The organism is Fontimonas sp. FW305-C-3, from assembly GCF_058783185.1.
In genome coordinates this window covers 1144731-1160097 of record NZ_JBYSYK010000001.1, presented here as the reverse complement: position 1 = coordinate 1160097, position 15367 = coordinate 1144731, and the positions used below count along the sequence as shown (strand labels likewise).

The window sequence follows — 15367 nt, the reverse complement described above, 5'->3', positions numbered from 1 at the left end:
CGATGACCATTTTGGCTGATGGCTGGGCTGGCAAGAAAGTGCTTCTCACTGGCGGATTGGGATTCATTGGCTCAGCGCTCGCGAGAAGATTGCTTGATCTAGCTTGTGACGTAACTCTGGTCGACAGCCTCATTCCTGAGTATGGCGGAAACCTGGAGAACGTCCGGGACCTGACTGGGCGAGTTCGCATCAATATTTCCGACGTTCGAGACAGCCACAGCCTGCGCTACCTCATCAATGGCGTTGACGTTCTGTTCAATCTTGCAGGACAGACGAGTCATCAAGACTCGATGGACAATCCATATACAGACTTGGAGATCAACTGCAGCGCACAGTTGTCCATCCTGGAAACCTGCCGCCACTTTTGCCCAGGCGTGAAGATTGTTTTTGCCAGCACCCGACAGATCTACGGCAAGCCCGACTATCTGCCTGTTGACGAGAATCATCTTCTTCGACCGACCGACGTTAACGGCATCAATAAGATGGCAGGCGAGCACTATCACATCCTGTACAACAACGTGTATGGACTTCGCTCTTGCGCCTTACGCCTGACAAACACCTATGGACCTGGAATGCGCGTGAAAGACGCGCGACAGACTTTCCTTGGTATCTGGATTCGGATGGCCCTGGAAGGCCGGCCGATCTCCGTATGGGGCGGGTCGCAGTTGCGGGATTTCAATTTCGTTGATGACGTTGTTGATGCAATGCTTCTTGCCGCCTCAACCGATGAAACTAACGGGCATTTTTACAATCTCGGCTCGCCGGAAGTGCTCACGTTGCAAAGCCTTGCCGAGAAATTGGTGGCGCTCTGCGGCGGTCGGTACGAGGTCCTGCCTTTTCCTGCTGAACGCAAGAAGATCGACATCGGAGATTACTACGCCGATTTCTCCAAGTTCGCCGCGCTGGGATGGAAGCCCTCGATTGATCTATCTGAAGGGCTGGAACGAACTGTGAGCTACTATCGCAACAAACTGCCGCTATATCTCTAGGTCCTTCAGCAATGAGTATTCCCCAGGCTGATCCCTTGGCCTCTTATCTTGAGGTCAAGGCCGAAATTGACGAGGCTGTCTTACGCACTTTGGGGGCCGGCCGCTACATCTTGGGCCCTGAAGTGACTGGCTTTGAAACGGAGTTTGCTGAATACGTGGGAGCACCGGCTGCGGCCGGAGTGGCCAGCGGCACAGATGCACTGATCCTCGCGCTGCGCGCGCTCGGCATTGATGAGAACAGCAGTGTCGTCACCGTCTCGCACACTGCAGTTGCCACGGTCTCTGCCATTCGTAGCGTCGGCGCGACGCCCGTGCTTGTAGATGTTGAGCCCGATACAGGATTGATGAACGTCGATCAGCTTTCCGAGTTGTTACACGGCAAAGCGCCATACCTTGGGCTGAGCAGAATTCCACCGGTAAGGGCCATCATTCCGGTCCATTTATACGGAAGGATGGTAAACATGCCCGAGCTCTGCGGCCTTGCCGACCAGCACGGCGCCCAAGTCATAGAAGACTGCGCGCAAGCCGTCGGATCCCGCTTTGCGGATCGCCCTGCTGGAAGCTGGGGACATTGTGCCGCGTTCAGCTTTTATCCAACCAAGAATCTTGCGGCAATCGGTGATGGGGGGGCAGTCGTCGCGCGCGAAGCCGCGATCATCGACAAAGTCCGCTTGCTAAGACAATACGGCTGGGCAGAGCGCTACTCCAGCAGCATCGAAGGGATGAACAGTCGTCTCGATGAACTGCAGGCAGCGATCCTACGCGTCAAACTACGTCGTCTCGACGCCCATAACGACAGCAGACGGGCGATTGCCGATCAGTATTGCAGCCGCCTCATCAGCAATGCGCGCCTTGTAGTGCCTCAGAATGCCGATCAACCCGGGCACAGCTTTCACCAGTTTGTCGTCCGTTCTCCCGCTCGAGATGCGTTGCGGACGCATCTGACAGCTGAAGGCATAGGCAGTCTTGTTCACTATCCAGTGCCGGTACATTTGCAACCGGCATATCGACATATCGTGAGACCCGCATTTGAACTCACGGAATCCGAAAAATGGGCCGCCGAAGTAACCAGCCTTCCTATCTACGCCCAGATGCAATCCAAACAAGTGGACGCTGTCATCAAGAGTGTCAACCTCTGGTCGGCTGAAGCGGATTGACACCGTGCACTTCTGTACTTATTTCGATCATCGATATCTGCCACGCGGCCTCGCTCTGTATCGTTCACTGAAGCGCCATCGGCCCGATGCGGTACTTTGGGTTCTATGTCTCAGCGAGCAGTGCGCGTCGATGTTGCGACAACTGAATCTCGCGGACGTGCGCATCGTTGATTTAGCTGCTCTCGAAAGCTTTGATCCGGAATTGCTGGCGAGCAAAGCAACACGCACGACCATTGAGTACTACTTTACTTGCAGTCCCTGTCTCCCTCGTTATGTATTGGCTCTGGATGCGAGTATCGAGCAGGTTTTCTATGTCGATTCCGATTTCTATTTTTACTCGGATCCCATGCCCGTCTTGGATGAAATTGGATCTGCAGCTGTTGCCATTACGCCTCACCGGTTTACTCACCGCTCCATCCGAACCCATAGCAAGTACGGCATGTACAACGTCGGCTTGATGATGTTTCGTAACAACCGCGGCGGATTGCATTGCTTGAACTGGTGGCGTTTGAAATGCCTGGAGTGGTGCCACGACCGCTTGGACGAAGTAACGGGGCGTTATGCTGATCAGCAATACCTTGACTATTTCCATGACGTCGAACCAACAACTCACGCCATTGCTAACCGCAGCGTCAATCTTGCGCCTTGGAATATCGGCGATAGCGAGCTCACACAGATCGGCGGTCAGCCATTCGTAGATGGCCGCCCATTGATCTGTTTTCATTTTCAAGGGCTCAAGCAGCTCGATAGCGGTCTCTTCAACAGCAATCTAACGCCCTACGGAGCCCGTCTTAACGCTGTATCCCGGGACTTGATTTACAAGCCTTACATTCAAGAAATGGCAACGATTCAGGCCCTGCTTTCGGGACAAGGCTTTGCAGACGGAATTGATGCGGGCATCCGCCGACCGAACCATCGCTCCCCGCTGCAACGCATCATCACGTCCTTGAACCTTGCGCATGCGTCCATCGCCGGCAACCTTATCAGGCCATAGTCGCTTCGATGCGCATCCTGTTTCTCTGCAAGTGGCATCCCCAGCAGCGTGATCTGATTGCGCGTCCCTACGGGCGGTTCTTTCATATTCCGAGCCTGTTGGCCGACCTTGGTCACGATGTCCGAGTCACGCTCATTGGGCACCGCGGCCAGCCCTCTACGGCGCAGCGGTGCGGCAACGTCGAATTGCAGGGATTCGATCTGCGAACGCAGGGTCCGCTGGCCGTCTTCCGCAAACTGCGCGAAGTAGCGAAGGAGTTTTCCCCAGACTGCATTGTGGGTTGTTCAGACGCTTGGGTTGCTTGGCTCGCCTATCGCATCGCGAAGGCTCAGAAAGCGCGGCTCATTGTCGATGCCTACGATAATTTTGAATCCTACATGCCCCTTAACCTGCCGCTGCATCACCTCTGGCGGAAAGCGCTGCAGGCAGCGGATATAGTGACGGTGGCAGGACCACAGTTGGCTGGCCTGCTTGGACAGCATGCTCGTAAAGTTTCGATCGTCCCGATGGCTGCAGATCCCGGGTTCGTCGCTAGAGATCGAAATATGTCGCGAGCGGCGCTAGGGCTTCCGCTCGATGTTCCGCTAGTCGGGTACTTTGGCGGATGGGCAAAGAACCGCGGGACCGATCTCGTCGTTGCAGCGTTCCGAAAAGTCCGTGAGCGGCAACCTGACGCCCGCCTTCTTGTATCTGGCCATCCACCTCCGGACGTTGTCCGGCAGCCAGGAGTCATTGCTACCGGATATGTACCGGACGAGCAGTTGCCGCTATTGACGAGCGCGGCATCGGTATCCTGCGTGGTGACCGCCGACTCGGCATTTGGACGCTACAGCTATCCAGCGAAACTGTGCGAGGCGATGGCCTGTCGCACCCCGGTCGCCGCGACGGCAACGGAACCGGTACGCTGGATGCTCGGCCCGGATCACACGTTCCTGGCGCCGATCGGCGATGCCGATGGAATGGCCGACGCGATCATGCGAGCGCTTCCGACAGGACGATTCGAGTACGCCAATCAGTGGAGCTGGCAGCAGTCGGCCGCCGTCTTCCAGGCGGTAGTCTCATCATCGTGAAGAGGACAGCCCGCTACCCCGAGAGATCTACGGAAAACTCGCTGATCACTGCTTTCTCAGTACGTAAATCAGGGTGGGGAAAATTGGCGCAAGCAATGCATAACAAAAAACCGGCAGCCCCCTCGCGATAAGGCGGACGCCTGCCGTAGAGCCGCCTTCCGTCTCGATCAATGATTCGACGGCAGTCTTTACCTGCTGCTCGTACCGCCACCCCGCATTGGCGAGCATGCTGGACAGCCGTGAACGAGTCAGAGGGCGGCAGTCGTAAGCCGTTCCCTTGCCAGCACTACGGACGTAGAAGTCGGCCAGTCGGCGCGGCAACCAACTCAGCAAGGGCAAATGATAGTGCGGCTCGATCAGCATCCATCGGTTGGGAACCGCCAGATATGCAACACCATCTCTCCTGCAGATGCGTCGCATCTCATTCAGATGGTGCTGTTGAGCTTCGGCATCACCCACGTGCTCTATTGCATGGTTGCTGATAACGATGTCGAAGTTTCCGTCCGGAAAAGGGAGCAATACCCCTGCCACGTTCACGAACAGAAATCCTTCTTTTACGACGCGTTCGTCTACAACATCGACTGAGGTCACGTCACAGCCATGATCAGCGAACCATTTTGCCATCACCCCTGATCCGGTACCGATCTCCAGCACACGCCGCGCGTCTGGGGCCTGTCGCTCCAAATGGATAAGTCGCGCAATTTTTGCCGCTTTCGCTGCACGTTGAATGATATCGGTCGACGCATGCGACTTCCCGGACTCGGTCGTTCCATGCACCATCAGCGCATCTCCGCAAGATCAAGAAGTAAACGCTCATAGTGAAGAGCCGCGGTGGACCAGTCGAACAAAGCTAGGCACCGGCTTCGCTGATCCCTGACGATGGCCGTGCGCTTCTCGATACTCATCCGATGCACCGTCAGAACTGCCTCCGCCAGTTGTTGTGAATCTCTCGCGTCGACACCCCTGAGATCGAAATCGCGCATTGACGGGACATCGCCGACGACGACCGGACACTCGCAACCCAGCGCCTCGGCAACCACCAAGCCCAAGCCTTCCTGATCACCGGATTCTGCGCGAACGAACGGTGCGACGAGCATTGTGGCGCGTTGATAGTAGCCGGGCAGATTCTCTTGAGAAACGGCGCCGATAAACCGGATACACGCAGAAAGTGTCAATCGCTCTATCAAGGCTCGCGCCTGCTGTTCCAATGGACCGGAACCAACTATGGTCAAACGTACGTCCGACCATTCGCGCTGAATCGATGGGAGTGCCTCGATCAGTTCCAGCAAACCTTTTTTTTCCACCAGCCGGCCGACAAACAAGATCTCGTTCAACTCACGGGTGCCAAGCGGATTCGGAACAAATCTTGCGCCCAGCTCGGCGCCCATAGGCAAAACACTGACGTGTTGGTGCTCGACTTCCAGCTCATCTAACTGCTCGACCATCGCTTGGCTGACAACTGTCAACGCGGACGCGCGCCGCAACACCCATCGCTTTAGCAGCTTCATGGGCCGTCCGCGGAATGCGTAAAGATCGGCACCGTGCGACGTGACCAGCAACTTGGTCGATCGTGTGAGCAATCCGGCGATCACAGCAATCAAGCCTTGAGGGATGATCCAATGCGCTTGTATTACTGCAGGCTTGCGCCGCCAAGTGAGCCAGACCAACACACTCAGTTGTGCCGCACAGAATAGCGGCACCAAAAGCCACTTCCAGCGCGCCTTCTTGAGATTCTCGGCAATACCACCACCATTGACCAAGGTCTCGCATTGGGCTGGCGCATATCGAAACCGCACGACATCCACTTCGTCGAGCCTCTCTCTGCGCAACGCACCAGGCGCATGAGGGCAAAGCACTACAACCTCAAAACGGGACGTAAGCCGGCGTGCAAGCTCGTGGACAAACCCGGGTTCGGGGTCACCGCTCCAACGAGGATAGGTCGAAGTGGTAATTAGCAACGTGGGCTTGTTGCTCATCGCCCAGCAGCCAAAGGAAACTTCAATGCATCAACCAGTGTCCCAGTAAAGTTCGCTCGGTCGCGGAAATCCAGATGCGAACCATTCGGGCAATGAAACTTGAGCAGTTCAGCGGACTCTTCGAAATGCAGGGCAGGAACTCCCACATCGGAGACAAACCGATCCCAGAAAAGCTGACGAGGGTAGAAGACATAACTCGCGATCAGCAGCGCCCGCTTTCGCGACGTCCAGCTGGTGAGTGCCGCATTCAGCGCCAGAACGCCGGCAAAGAACAGCAGAAAAGCCCAGGAATTGAAAAGCACAGCCGCGCTTCCGCCTAGTCGTCCTTGCGGTATGTTAGGGCGGTGATTTGCTCCGAAATCAATCCAATCAGAAAAACGACAACCGCAGCACTTAACAAGAGCGCGCTCATGTTGGTGAACCGGCCAACTTCCGCGAAAGTGTAGGCGTAGTAAGCCGCTCCAACGGTGAAGAACGAGCCGGCGACTGGAACGAAAAGCTTCAGCGGAGAGTACAGCGTCGCGATCTTGAAGATGATCAACAAGAATCGTAGGCCATCGCGCAGCAGGCGGATGTGGCTATTGGTTCCGACGCGGCTATAGACCGGAATCATCTCGTAAGCCACTGGATATGCACTCCGGAAAAAGGCCATTGTGCAGGTCGTCGGATATGAAAATCCGTTCGGTAACAGGTAAAGAAACTCCCGGAACCTCGCAGCTCGCACTGCCCTGAATCCTGATGTCAAATCCAGAACTGCATGACCAGTCATCCAACTCGCGAGCCGGTTGTAGAAACGATTCGCAAGCCCGCGATGCAAGTTCGCCTGCCCGCTGCGATCGCGCGCGCCAACGACCATGTCGTAGCCCTCGCCCAGGCGTTGCAGCAATCGTTCGATCAGAGCCGGATCATGCTGGCCGTCGGCATCCATGAAGATCAGGATTTCTCCTTTTGCAGCCTTGGCACCCCGCTTGATCGCCGCGCCATTGCCCATCGAATAGGGGGATGTCAGGCAAGTCACCCCGCTGGCCTCGCAGAGAGCGACCGTATTGTCGGTCGAGCCATCGTTGACCACGATAATCTCGGCCTCCGGCTGCGCCGACCGCAGCCGCGGCAACAGTGAAGCCAAGGCTGCAGCCTCGTTCTTGGCCGGCAGGATGATGGATAGCTGAGTCAATTCAACGCCCCCGCTGACTGTGCACTTGAAACCCCATAACCGCTATTGTGCCGGATCGGGCGGCCGCCAGCCGCAGCATCCATTGCCTCCGGTCCTGCCATGGATTGACTCGGGGGACCGACCTTCTATAGTTGTCGGATATCAACACTTGTGAGCCGCTCCTTAACTATGTCCTCAACCATGCAGACTACGCCCGGGGTTTATCTGAACGGCTTGGCCCGCCGCCTCGTCAGCGATGGTCTCCTGAGTGAGGAAGCAGCTCGCGGCCATCAGCAGAAGGCCTTGAAGAGCGGGCAGCCGCTGGTTTCGATACTGATCGAAGCCAAGGTCGCCAAAGCCGCCGTCATCGCGCAGGCTGCCAGTAACGAGTTTGGCGTGCCGCTGATCGACCTGAACGCCATCGACATCGATTTCGCCATTGCCAAGGACATTGGCGAGAAAACCTTGCGCAAGGCGCACGCCGTGCCGCTGATCAGACACGGCCGCAAGATTTACGTCGGGGTGTCTGACCCAACCAACCTCGCAGCGCTGGACGAGATCAAGTTCGCCACCGGTAGCCAGACCGAGGCGGTGCTGGTTGAGGAAGACAAGCTTCTCAAGATGATTGATGCTGCGGTGGCCGCTGCCAGCGCGCAGGAGATGAATCTTGGGGATTCCGACCTTGAAGGACTGGACACTGAGGGTGGCGACGGCGAGCAGACCGGCCACGACGTCACCAAAGCCGATGCCGAAGATGCGCCGATCATCCGCTACATCAACAAGATCCTGGTAGATGCCATTAACCAAGGGGCATCGGACGTCCATTTCGAGCCGTATGAGAAGACTTACCGAATCCGCTATCGCCGCGACGGTGAGCTGAAGACCATTGCCACACCGCCGATCAATCAGGCGATGCGTCTGTCGGCGCGCGTGAAGGTCATGTCTCGGCTGGACTTGGCGGAGCGCCGGGTCCCCCAGGACGGTCGCATCAAGCTGTACCTGTCCAAGACACGCGCCATCGACTTTCGTGTCAGCACCTGCCCGACGCTGTTTGGCGAAAAGATCGTCTGCCGTATTCTCGATCCCTCAAGCGCGCAGCTAGGTATCGATGCTCTGGGGTATGAACCGGAGCAAAAAGAGGCTTATATGAAGTCGCTGGAGAAGCCGCAGGGCATGATCCTGGTGACCGGCCCCACGGGTTCAGGCAAGACGGTCTCTCTGTACACCGGCCTGAATATCCTGAACACGGATGACATCAACATCTCCACGGCTGAAGACCCGGCGGAAATCAACCTGCCCGGCATCAATCAGGTCAACGTCAGCCCCAGGGTTGGCCTGACGTTCGCAGCCGCACTCAAGGCCTTCCTGCGCCAGGATCCAGACGTGATCATGGTCGGCGAAATTCGTGACCTGGAAACGGCGGAAATCGCGATCAAAGCCGCGCAAACCGGCCACTTGGTGCTATCCACCTTGCACACCAATGACGCCCCGCAGACGATCGTGCGCCTGATGAACATGGGCGTGCCGGCCTACAACATTGCCTCGACGCTGACGCTGATCATTGCCCAGCGTCTCGCTCGAAAACTGTGCGGCTACTGTAAGGCGCCGGCTGACATTCCGAGGGCCGAACTGATCAAGCAGGGCTTCTCCGAAGCTGAAATTGACACGCCGGGATTCCAGATCTTCCAGGCCGTTGGCTGCGATCAGTGCGACAACGGCTATAAGGGCCGAACTGGCATCTACCAGGTCATGCCGTTCTCCGACGCCATGGGCCGCATCATCATGGAAGGCGGCAGTGCCATTGAGATTGCTGACCAGTCCAAGACCGAGGGCATTGCCGACTTGAGAAGATCGGCTTTGCTCAAGGTTCGTAACGGCGCAATCGACCTTCTGCAGGCGAACGCCTGTACGATGGGTGATTGAAGATAGTCGTTTATTGGCTGACGGGGGACATCGATGGCCAAAGCAGGAACCATTGCGGTTAAGGAATTCAACTACAAGTGGGAAGGCACTGACCGCGGTGGCAATCGCGTCAAGGGCACCACTCAGGGGCCTTCCGAGCATTTCATCAAGCTGCAGCTGCGAAAGCAGGGCGTCAATCCGATTGTCGTTCGCAAGCAGTCGGCTTTGCTTGGACCTAAGAAAAAGGCGATCACAACCGGTGACATCGCTATTTTTCTACGTCAGATGGCCACCATGATGAATGCAGGCGTGCCCCTGGTGCAGTCGCTGGAAATCATCGGTCGCGGCCATGAAAATCCCTCTATGGGCGAGTTGATCATGGGTGTAAAATCCCATGTTGAAGGCGGCAACTCCTTCGCAGACGGCCTCAAGCAATTTCCATTGCAGTTCGATGATCTGGTCATCAACCTCGTCGACGCTGGCGAGAAGTCCGGTACGCTGGAAACCCTGCTCGACAAGGTTGCGATCTACAAGGAAAAGACCGAGGCCATCAAGAAGAAGGTCAAGAAGGCGCTCACCTACCCGACCGCAGTTCTTGTCGTTGCCTTTATCGTCACCGGTATTCTGCTGTACTTCGTCGTCCCTCAGTTCCAGGAACTGTTCCAGGGCTTCGGTGCCGATCTGCCGGCATTCACGATGATGGTCATCAACCTGTCCAATTTTGTGCAGGAAAAATGGTGGCTCATGCTGGCCATCGTCGGTGGCACCATCTTCGGCATCATGGAAGCCAAGCGCCGATCGGCCGCCGTGCGCCGCGGCTTTGACCGCATCCTGCTCAAGGTGCCGGTCATCGGCGACATCCTCTACAAGTCGGCGGTGGCCCGGTACGCCCGGACGCTGTCGACGATGTTCGCTGCCGGTGTGCCGCTGGTTGAAGCGATGGAGCCTGTCGCCAAGGCGGCCGGCAACATCGTCTTCACCGAAGCCATCCTGGTCATGCGCGATCAAGTCGCCAGCGGCCAACAGCTACAGCTGACCATGCAGCAAGCCAACCTCTTCCCGAACATGGCAACCCAGATGGTCGCCATCGGCGAAGAATCCGGCTCGCTGGACGCCATGTGCGCCAAGGTCGCGGACTTCTACGAGGCGGAGGTCGACAACCTCGTCGATACCCTGTCCAGCCTGCTCGAACCGATGATCATGTCGGTGCTCGGCGTGCTGGTCGGTGGCCTCGTCGTCGCCATGTACCTGCCGATCTTCAAGCTCGGTCAGGTCGTCTAAGTCTCGCTCATGGATCTCATCGACGGACTGCGCTCCAGCCCGGGTTTGCTGCTGGGCGCGGCGGCGCTGCTGGGCCTGCTGGTCGGCAGCTTCTTGAATGTCGTGATCCTGCGGCTGCCGCGGATGATGGAGCTGGCCTGGCGCAAGGAGGCCCGCAGCTTGCTGGAGCTGGCGGAGGTCGACGAGCCCGCGATTTCGCTGACCAAGCCGGCGTCGCGCTGCCCCGGCTGCGGGGCTGCCATCAAGCCCTGGCAGAACGTGCCGGTCGTCAGCTGGCTACTGCTGCGCGGGCGCTGCGCTTCCTGCAAGACCGCAATTTCGGTGCAGTACCCGCTGGTCGAGGCCGCTTCCGGTCTGCTTTCCGGTCTCTGCGCCCTGCATTTTGGCTGGGGGCCGGCGCTGGCCGCCTCGCTGGTCTTCACCTGGGTGCTGATCGCGTTGACGGTGATCGACCTGCGCACGCAGCTGCTGCCGGATGACCTCACCCTGCCCCTGCTGTGGCTTGGCCTGGCCCTGAGCCTGGGTTCGGTCTTTGTGTCGCCGCAGACGGCGATTGTCGGCGCCATGGCCGGCTATCTGAGCCTGTGGGGCGTGTTCTGGCTGTTCAAGCTGGTCACCGGCAAGGAAGGCATGGGCTACGGCGATTTCAAGCTGCTGGCCGCCATCGGCGCCTGGCTCGGCTGGCAGGCCCTGCCGATGGTGATCCTGCTGTCGTCGCTGGTCGGCGCGGTCGTCGGGATCGGCATGGTGCTGTTCCTGCGCCATGACCACCGCCTGCCGATCCCTTTTGGTCCCTACCTCGCGGCCGCGGGCTGGCTGGCGATGATGTACGGCGAAACCCTGCAGTCGGCTTACTTCCGCATCAGCGGCATGCAGTGAGGCCGTGGCTACACGTCTGACAGTCGGCCTGACCGGCGGCGTTGCCAGCGGCAAGTCCGCGGTCGAAGCGCTGTTCCGCGCGCTCGGCGTGCCGGTGCTCGATGCCGACCAGCTGGCCCGTGAAGTGGTCGCCCTCGGCTCGCCGGCGCTTGCGGAGATTGCCCGCGACTTCGGCGCCGAGATGCTGCTTCCCGATGGCCAGCTCGACCGCCGGCGCATGCGTGAACGCGTCTTCGCGGACCCTGCCGAGCGCAAGCGTCTGGAGGCCATCACGCATCCGCATATCCGCGCCGGGATGCTGGCCTGGAAGGCGGCGCAGTCCGGCGACTACTGCATCATCAGCGTCGCCATCCTCGTCGAATCCGGCATGCAGAAGCTGGTCGACCGCACGCTGGTCGTCGATGTCACCGAAGCCATCCAGCTGCAACGCGTCTGCGCACGAGACCGCATCAGCCCGGAGCTCGCGCAGAGCATGCTCGGCGCCCAGACGTCTCGTCAGAAGCGCCTCGAAGCCGCGCACGATGTACTCGGCAATCACGGAGAACTCGCGGCGCTCGAGGCCAGCGTGTCGCGCCTCGACGCGTTCTATCGCGAGCTTGCGGCATCCGGAGCGCTGAAGGCACCCGGCCTTCGTATCGACTGACGCGCTACCGCATGCAAGATTGCGCAAGGAAGCGCGCAATCTCCCTACACGAAACGTTTGCCCACCCAGGTGATCTGGGCCACAATGTTTTTTTGGTCAGCATGGACCTTGTGGTGTCAAAGGCCGGGGAAATCATTGTGTTCGAACAGCCGCTCACCGAGCGGATTCGAACCTTCCTGCGCCTGGAGTATCTGTTCTCGCTCCACGATCACCATCGCAAGGATCGCAGCGTGTTCGGCCTCCGCGCCACGCTCAGTGCCCTGCTCGACACGCTGATCGTTCTTTCGCGCTCCGATCTGAAGAACGAGATCCTCAAGGAACTCACCGACCAGCACACCCAGCTGACGCGGATGGCTTTGCGCCCCGACGTCGACAAGGCCCGCCTCGACGGCCTGCTTGAAGAAATCACCCGGGTGCAGAACGGCCTGCAGCGCCTCGCCACCCAATTCGCCGGCTCGCTGCTGCGAGAAAGCGACTTTCTCAACGGCATCCTCAACCGCTCCGGCATCCCGGGCGGTACCTGCGGCTTCGACCTGCCGCACTTCCATCACTGGCTGTCGCAGCCCTACGAGCGCACGCGCCGCGACCTCGATGCCTGGCATGCGGACATCAAGCCCTTTGAGGAAGCGATCAACCTGTATCTGAAGATGCTGCGCTCGGTCGTCCAGCCCGAGAGCTTCGTCGCTCGCGGCGGCATGTTCATGAGCAACCCGCCGGGGGCCTGCCAGCTGATCCGCGTCCTCGTTGCGCAGGACGCCGGCGTCTATCCGGAGATCAGCGCCGGCAAGCATCGCTTCACGGTGCGCTTCATGAATGCGCGCGACTTCAGCATCCGTGCTCAGCAGGCCAATACGGACATCGATTTCCAGCTGCAGTACTGCGCGCTGTGAGCAGCGGCAGTCCGGTCGACGGCGCCGAAAGCGCAAAGCCACGCATCGCCGCGTGCCCGCAATGCGGCAAATCGACCCGGCTCGATGCGCAGAACCCTTGGCGGCCGTTCTGTACGGAGCGCTGCAAGATGGTCGACCTCGGCGCTTGGTTCAGCGGGGATCGCAGCATTCCGGTGGAAGACGGCCCGCCGGGCGAGAACGACGGCTAGGCGGCCCAGTACGCCGATATCCCGGCTACGCCCTGACCGTAGGCGGCGAAAGCCGCATCGAGTTGCGCAGGCCCGACGCCACCGATCGCGTACGCCGGAAGCCCTGCGTACTGGATCGCCGCGGCAAAGCCGTCCCAACCCACCACAGCGCCCACGGGATGGCTGGCCGTTGGCTGGACAGACCCCACGACAACCGCATCGAAGCCGGCCTCGCTCGCATGACGAAGCGCCTGCGCGCTATGGCAAGAGGCCAGCTGCAGGGCCAGCGCTCCGGGCGCGCGTTCATTGCGCCGCAGCAGCGTCGCTTCGCTGGCATGCCAGCCGTCGGCGCACAGCTCGCGCGCCTGCTCCGGCGCCCGATCGAGCACGACCCTGAGACCGCGCGACTGGGCCGCCGGCACGATCTGCCGCGCGGCCCGCGCATAGTCGGCGTCGTTCAGCTGCGGCAGGCGCAGACGCAACAGGCTCGCTTCCGGCAGGGCCGGCAAGCCTTGAAGCACCGATTCGATGCTGGCATCGGGCCGGGTGAACACGTAGTGCGCCGGCAGGTTTACCGCCCTTGCGCTCGGCGCCACCGTCGGCAGCGTGTCCGGCCAGTCCTTCAAGGCGGCCGGCGCAACCCAAGCCAGCGCCTGGCCTTCGCGACCCTGCGGCTCCCCGCGGTAGCGGCTCACCAGCCAGGTATCCAACAGCACGCTGCGATTGCTGTACTCGTGGCGATAACGGATCAGCGGCCGCGCCTTCTCGACCGCGATGCCCAGCTCTTCATCGAGTTCACGCACCAGCGCATGCAGCGGCGCTTCGCCGGCTTCGATCTTGCCGCCGGGAAACTCCCAGCGCCCGGCCGCGATCTTGCCGCCGGGGCGCTGCGCGAGCAGCACCTGCCCGTCCGCTCGCTGGATGACGCCGCAGGCGACATGGATCAACGGCTTGTCCAGCGGCTGGTCGCCGGTCGCTTCCACGGGCCGGATCAGGTCCGGTATTCGGCGTTGATCTTCACGTAGTCGTAGCTGAAGTCGCAGGTCCACAGCCGCGCGCTGGCCGCACCGCGACCGAGCGTGACGTGGATCGTGAACTCCGGCTTGGCCACCACGGCGGCGCCGCGCTCCTCGCGGTAATCCGGATGCGGCTCGCCGCCTTCGATCAGGGTGACGTCGTCGAGGCGAATGCCGACCGTGGCCGGATTCAGGCCGTTGACGCCGGCCTTGCCGATCGCCATGACGATGCGGCCCCAGTTGGCATCGCCGGCGAACATCGCGGTCTTGACCAACGGCGAGTTGGCGATCGCATAGCCGACCTGGCGCGCTTCATCGACCGTGCCGGCACCGCCGACCTCGACCGTGATGAAGCGGGTCGCGCCCTCGCCGTCGCGCACTACCGCCTGGGCGAGTTCGATGCAGACCTCGTTGAGCGCCGCGGCAATGACGCCGTAGTCGGCATCGCCGACATCGACGTCGCGGTCACCGACCTGCGCCGTCGCGCACAGCACGCAGGAATCGTTGGTCGACGTATCGCTGTCGACCGTCACGCAGTTGAAGGACTGGTTCACCGCATCGCGCAGCGCGCGGTCGACAGCGGCCGGCGCCAGGCGCGCATCGGTCGCCACGAAGGCGAGCATCGTCGCCATATGCGGCTCGATCATGCCGACACCCTTGGCGATGCCGGTGATCGTCACCTCGCCCTGCGCCGTCCAGACCTTGCGGCTCGCACCCTTGGGCACGGTGTCCGTCGTCATGATCGCGCACGCGGCGGCGCCCCAGGCGTCCGCCGTCAGTGCGCCAACCGCCTTCGGCGCGGCAGCCGTCATGCGCGCGACCGGCAAACGCTGGCCGATGACCCCGGTCGAGAACGGCAGCACCGCGGTCGCCTCGCAGCCGAGCGCTGCGGCCACGGCGGCGGTGGTTTCGCGAGCGTCGGCAATGCCGCCGGTGCCGGTTGCGGCATTCGCATTCCCGGCGTTGATCAACAGCGCGCGGATCGCACTGCTGGCCGCGAGACGCTCGCGGCACAGCTGCACCGGCGCCGCGGCAAACGCGTTCTGCGTGAACACGCCGGCGACGCGCGAGCCGGCCGCCAACTCGATCACCAGCAAGTCCTGGCGACCCGGCTTCTTGATCGCCGCTTCGGCACTGCCGAGGCGTACGCCGGCAACCGGGCTGAGAGACAGAGGGGCGGTGAGATTGACGGCCATGGGATTCATCCAAACAAAAAGGCGTCCGGTTGC

At 60.4% G+C, this 15367-nt stretch carries 16 protein-coding genes; 10 read left to right on the top strand and 6 right to left on the bottom strand.

Annotated elements, in window-relative coordinates:
• Window positions 1-2: 2 nt before the first annotated feature.
• From AC3WUF_RS05375 to AC3WUF_RS05360, 4 genes are all read left to right on the top strand, one after another.
• On the top strand, window positions 3-989 hold the full coding sequence (locus tag AC3WUF_RS05375) for an NAD-dependent epimerase/dehydratase family protein (protein WP_492423170.1): 987 nt from the start codon (window positions 3-5) through the stop codon (window positions 987-989).
• Window positions 990-1000: 11 nt separating this feature from the next.
• Window positions 1001-2146: a DegT/DnrJ/EryC1/StrS family aminotransferase gene (locus AC3WUF_RS05370; protein WP_492423168.1), complete on the top strand. Its 1146-nt coding sequence runs from the start codon at window positions 1001-1003 to the stop codon at window positions 2144-2146.
• A gap of 130 nt (window positions 2147-2276) precedes the next feature.
• Window positions 2277-3140: a hypothetical protein gene (locus tag AC3WUF_RS05365; protein WP_492423166.1), complete on the top strand. Its 864-nt coding sequence runs from the start codon at window positions 2277-2279 to the stop codon at window positions 3138-3140.
• 8 nt (window positions 3141-3148) lie between these two features.
• Complete coding sequence (locus AC3WUF_RS05360; RefSeq protein ID WP_492423164.1) at window positions 3149-4210, top strand: glycosyltransferase family 4 protein; 1062 nt, start codon at window positions 3149-3151, stop codon at window positions 4208-4210.
• A gap of 45 nt (window positions 4211-4255) precedes the next feature.
• Here the strand turns inward: AC3WUF_RS05360 and AC3WUF_RS05355 are convergent, their stop codons facing one another.
• The 4 genes from AC3WUF_RS05355 to AC3WUF_RS05340 are packed head-to-tail and all read right to left on the bottom strand — an operon-like array spanning window position 4256 to window position 7360.
• The gene (locus tag AC3WUF_RS05355) at window positions 4256-4990 is read right to left on the bottom strand and encodes a class I SAM-dependent methyltransferase (RefSeq protein ID WP_492423162.1); all 735 of its coding nucleotides are present in this window, start codon (window positions 4988-4990) and stop codon (window positions 4256-4258) included.
• Window positions 4990-6186: a glycosyltransferase gene (locus AC3WUF_RS05350; protein WP_492423160.1), complete on the bottom strand. Its 1197-nt coding sequence runs from the start codon at window positions 6184-6186 to the stop codon at window positions 4990-4992. The genes AC3WUF_RS05355 and AC3WUF_RS05350 overlap by 1 nt, the downstream gene beginning before the upstream one ends.
• Window positions 6183-6488 (bottom strand): hypothetical protein, encoded by a 306-nt coding sequence (locus tag AC3WUF_RS05345; RefSeq protein WP_492423158.1) that lies wholly within the window; start codon window positions 6486-6488, stop codon window positions 6183-6185. Before AC3WUF_RS05345 ends, AC3WUF_RS05350 begins: the two co-directional genes overlap by 4 nt.
• 14 nt (window positions 6489-6502) lie before the next feature.
• The gene (locus AC3WUF_RS05340; RefSeq protein WP_492423156.1) at window positions 6503-7360 is read right to left on the bottom strand and encodes a glycosyltransferase family 2 protein; all 858 of its coding nucleotides are present in this window, start codon (window positions 7358-7360) and stop codon (window positions 6503-6505) included.
• Between the two features lie 180 nt (window positions 7361-7540).
• Between AC3WUF_RS05340 and pilB the strand changes: the two genes are divergently transcribed.
• The 6 genes from pilB to AC3WUF_RS05310 all read left to right on the top strand — a co-directional run bounded on the left by pilB (window position 7541) and on the right by AC3WUF_RS05310 (window position 13143).
• Complete coding sequence (gene pilB, locus AC3WUF_RS05335) at window positions 7541-9262, top strand: type IV-A pilus assembly ATPase PilB (RefSeq protein ID WP_492423154.1); 1722 nt, start codon at window positions 7541-7543, stop codon at window positions 9260-9262.
• Window positions 9263-9295: 33 nt separating this feature from the next.
• Window positions 9296-10522 (top strand): type II secretion system F family protein, encoded by a 1227-nt coding sequence (locus AC3WUF_RS05330; protein WP_492423152.1) that lies wholly within the window; start codon window positions 9296-9298, stop codon window positions 10520-10522.
• 9 nt (window positions 10523-10531) lie between these two features.
• Complete coding sequence (locus AC3WUF_RS05325; RefSeq protein ID WP_492423150.1) at window positions 10532-11401, top strand: prepilin peptidase; 870 nt, start codon at window positions 10532-10534, stop codon at window positions 11399-11401.
• A 4-nt stretch (window positions 11402-11405) separates the two neighbouring features.
• Window positions 11406-12044, top strand: a complete 639-nt coding sequence (coaE, locus tag AC3WUF_RS05320; RefSeq protein WP_492423148.1) for a dephospho-CoA kinase — start codon at window positions 11406-11408, stop codon at window positions 12042-12044.
• A gap of 137 nt (window positions 12045-12181) precedes the next feature.
• Window positions 12182-12934 (top strand): cell division protein ZapD, encoded by a 753-nt coding sequence (zapD, locus tag AC3WUF_RS05315; protein ID WP_492423146.1) that lies wholly within the window; start codon window positions 12182-12184, stop codon window positions 12932-12934.
• Complete coding sequence (locus AC3WUF_RS05310; protein ID WP_492423144.1) at window positions 12931-13143, top strand: DNA gyrase inhibitor YacG; 213 nt, start codon at window positions 12931-12933, stop codon at window positions 13141-13143. The genes zapD and AC3WUF_RS05310 overlap by 4 nt, the downstream gene beginning before the upstream one ends.
• On the opposite strand, the gene AC3WUF_RS05305 is transcribed toward AC3WUF_RS05310, so the two are convergent.
• Both AC3WUF_RS05305 and argJ read right to left on the bottom strand, forming a co-directional pair.
• The gene (locus tag AC3WUF_RS05305) at window positions 13140-14105 is read right to left on the bottom strand and encodes a Nudix family hydrolase (RefSeq protein ID WP_492423142.1); all 966 of its coding nucleotides are present in this window, start codon (window positions 14103-14105) and stop codon (window positions 13140-13142) included. The genes AC3WUF_RS05310 and AC3WUF_RS05305 overlap by 4 nt on opposite strands.
• A gap of 8 nt (window positions 14106-14113) precedes the next feature.
• A complete protein-coding gene (gene argJ, locus AC3WUF_RS05300; protein ID WP_492423140.1) occupies window positions 14114-15334 on the bottom strand; it encodes a bifunctional glutamate N-acetyltransferase/amino-acid acetyltransferase ArgJ in 1221 nt (406 codons plus the stop codon).
• Between the last annotated feature and the right edge of the window lie 33 nt (window positions 15335-15367).

What these genes read in the sequence shown, in the direction of transcription:
- AC3WUF_RS05375 (WP_492423170.1), top strand. Translation starts at nt 3, where the DNA reads ATGACCATTTTGGCTGATGGCTGGGCTGGCAAGAAAGTGCTTCTCACT.
- AC3WUF_RS05370 (WP_492423168.1), top strand. Translation starts at nt 1,001, where the DNA reads ATGAGTATTCCCCAGGCTGATCCCTTGGCCTCTTATCTTGAGGTCAAG.
- AC3WUF_RS05365 (WP_492423166.1), top strand. Translation starts at nt 2,277, where the DNA reads ATGTTGCGACAACTGAATCTCGCGGACGTGCGCATCGTTGATTTAGCT.
- AC3WUF_RS05360 (WP_492423164.1), top strand. Translation starts at nt 3,149, where the DNA reads ATGCGCATCCTGTTTCTCTGCAAGTGGCATCCCCAGCAGCGTGATCTG.
- AC3WUF_RS05355 (WP_492423162.1), bottom strand. Translation starts at nt 4,990, where the DNA reads ATGGTGCATGGAACGACCGAGTCCGGGAAGTCGCATGCGTCGACCGAT.
- AC3WUF_RS05350 (WP_492423160.1), bottom strand. Translation starts at nt 6,186, where the DNA reads ATGAGCAACAAGCCCACGTTGCTAATTACCACTTCGACCTATCCTCGT.
- pilB (WP_492423154.1), top strand. Translation starts at nt 7,541, where the DNA reads ATGCAGACTACGCCCGGGGTTTATCTGAACGGCTTGGCCCGCCGCCTC.
- AC3WUF_RS05330 (WP_492423152.1), top strand. Translation starts at nt 9,296, where the DNA reads ATGGCCAAAGCAGGAACCATTGCGGTTAAGGAATTCAACTACAAGTGG.
- AC3WUF_RS05325 (WP_492423150.1), top strand. Translation starts at nt 10,532, where the DNA reads ATGGATCTCATCGACGGACTGCGCTCCAGCCCGGGTTTGCTGCTGGGC.
- argJ (WP_492423140.1), bottom strand. Translation starts at nt 15,334, where the DNA reads ATGGCCGTCAATCTCACCGCCCCTCTGTCTCTCAGCCCGGTTGCCGGC.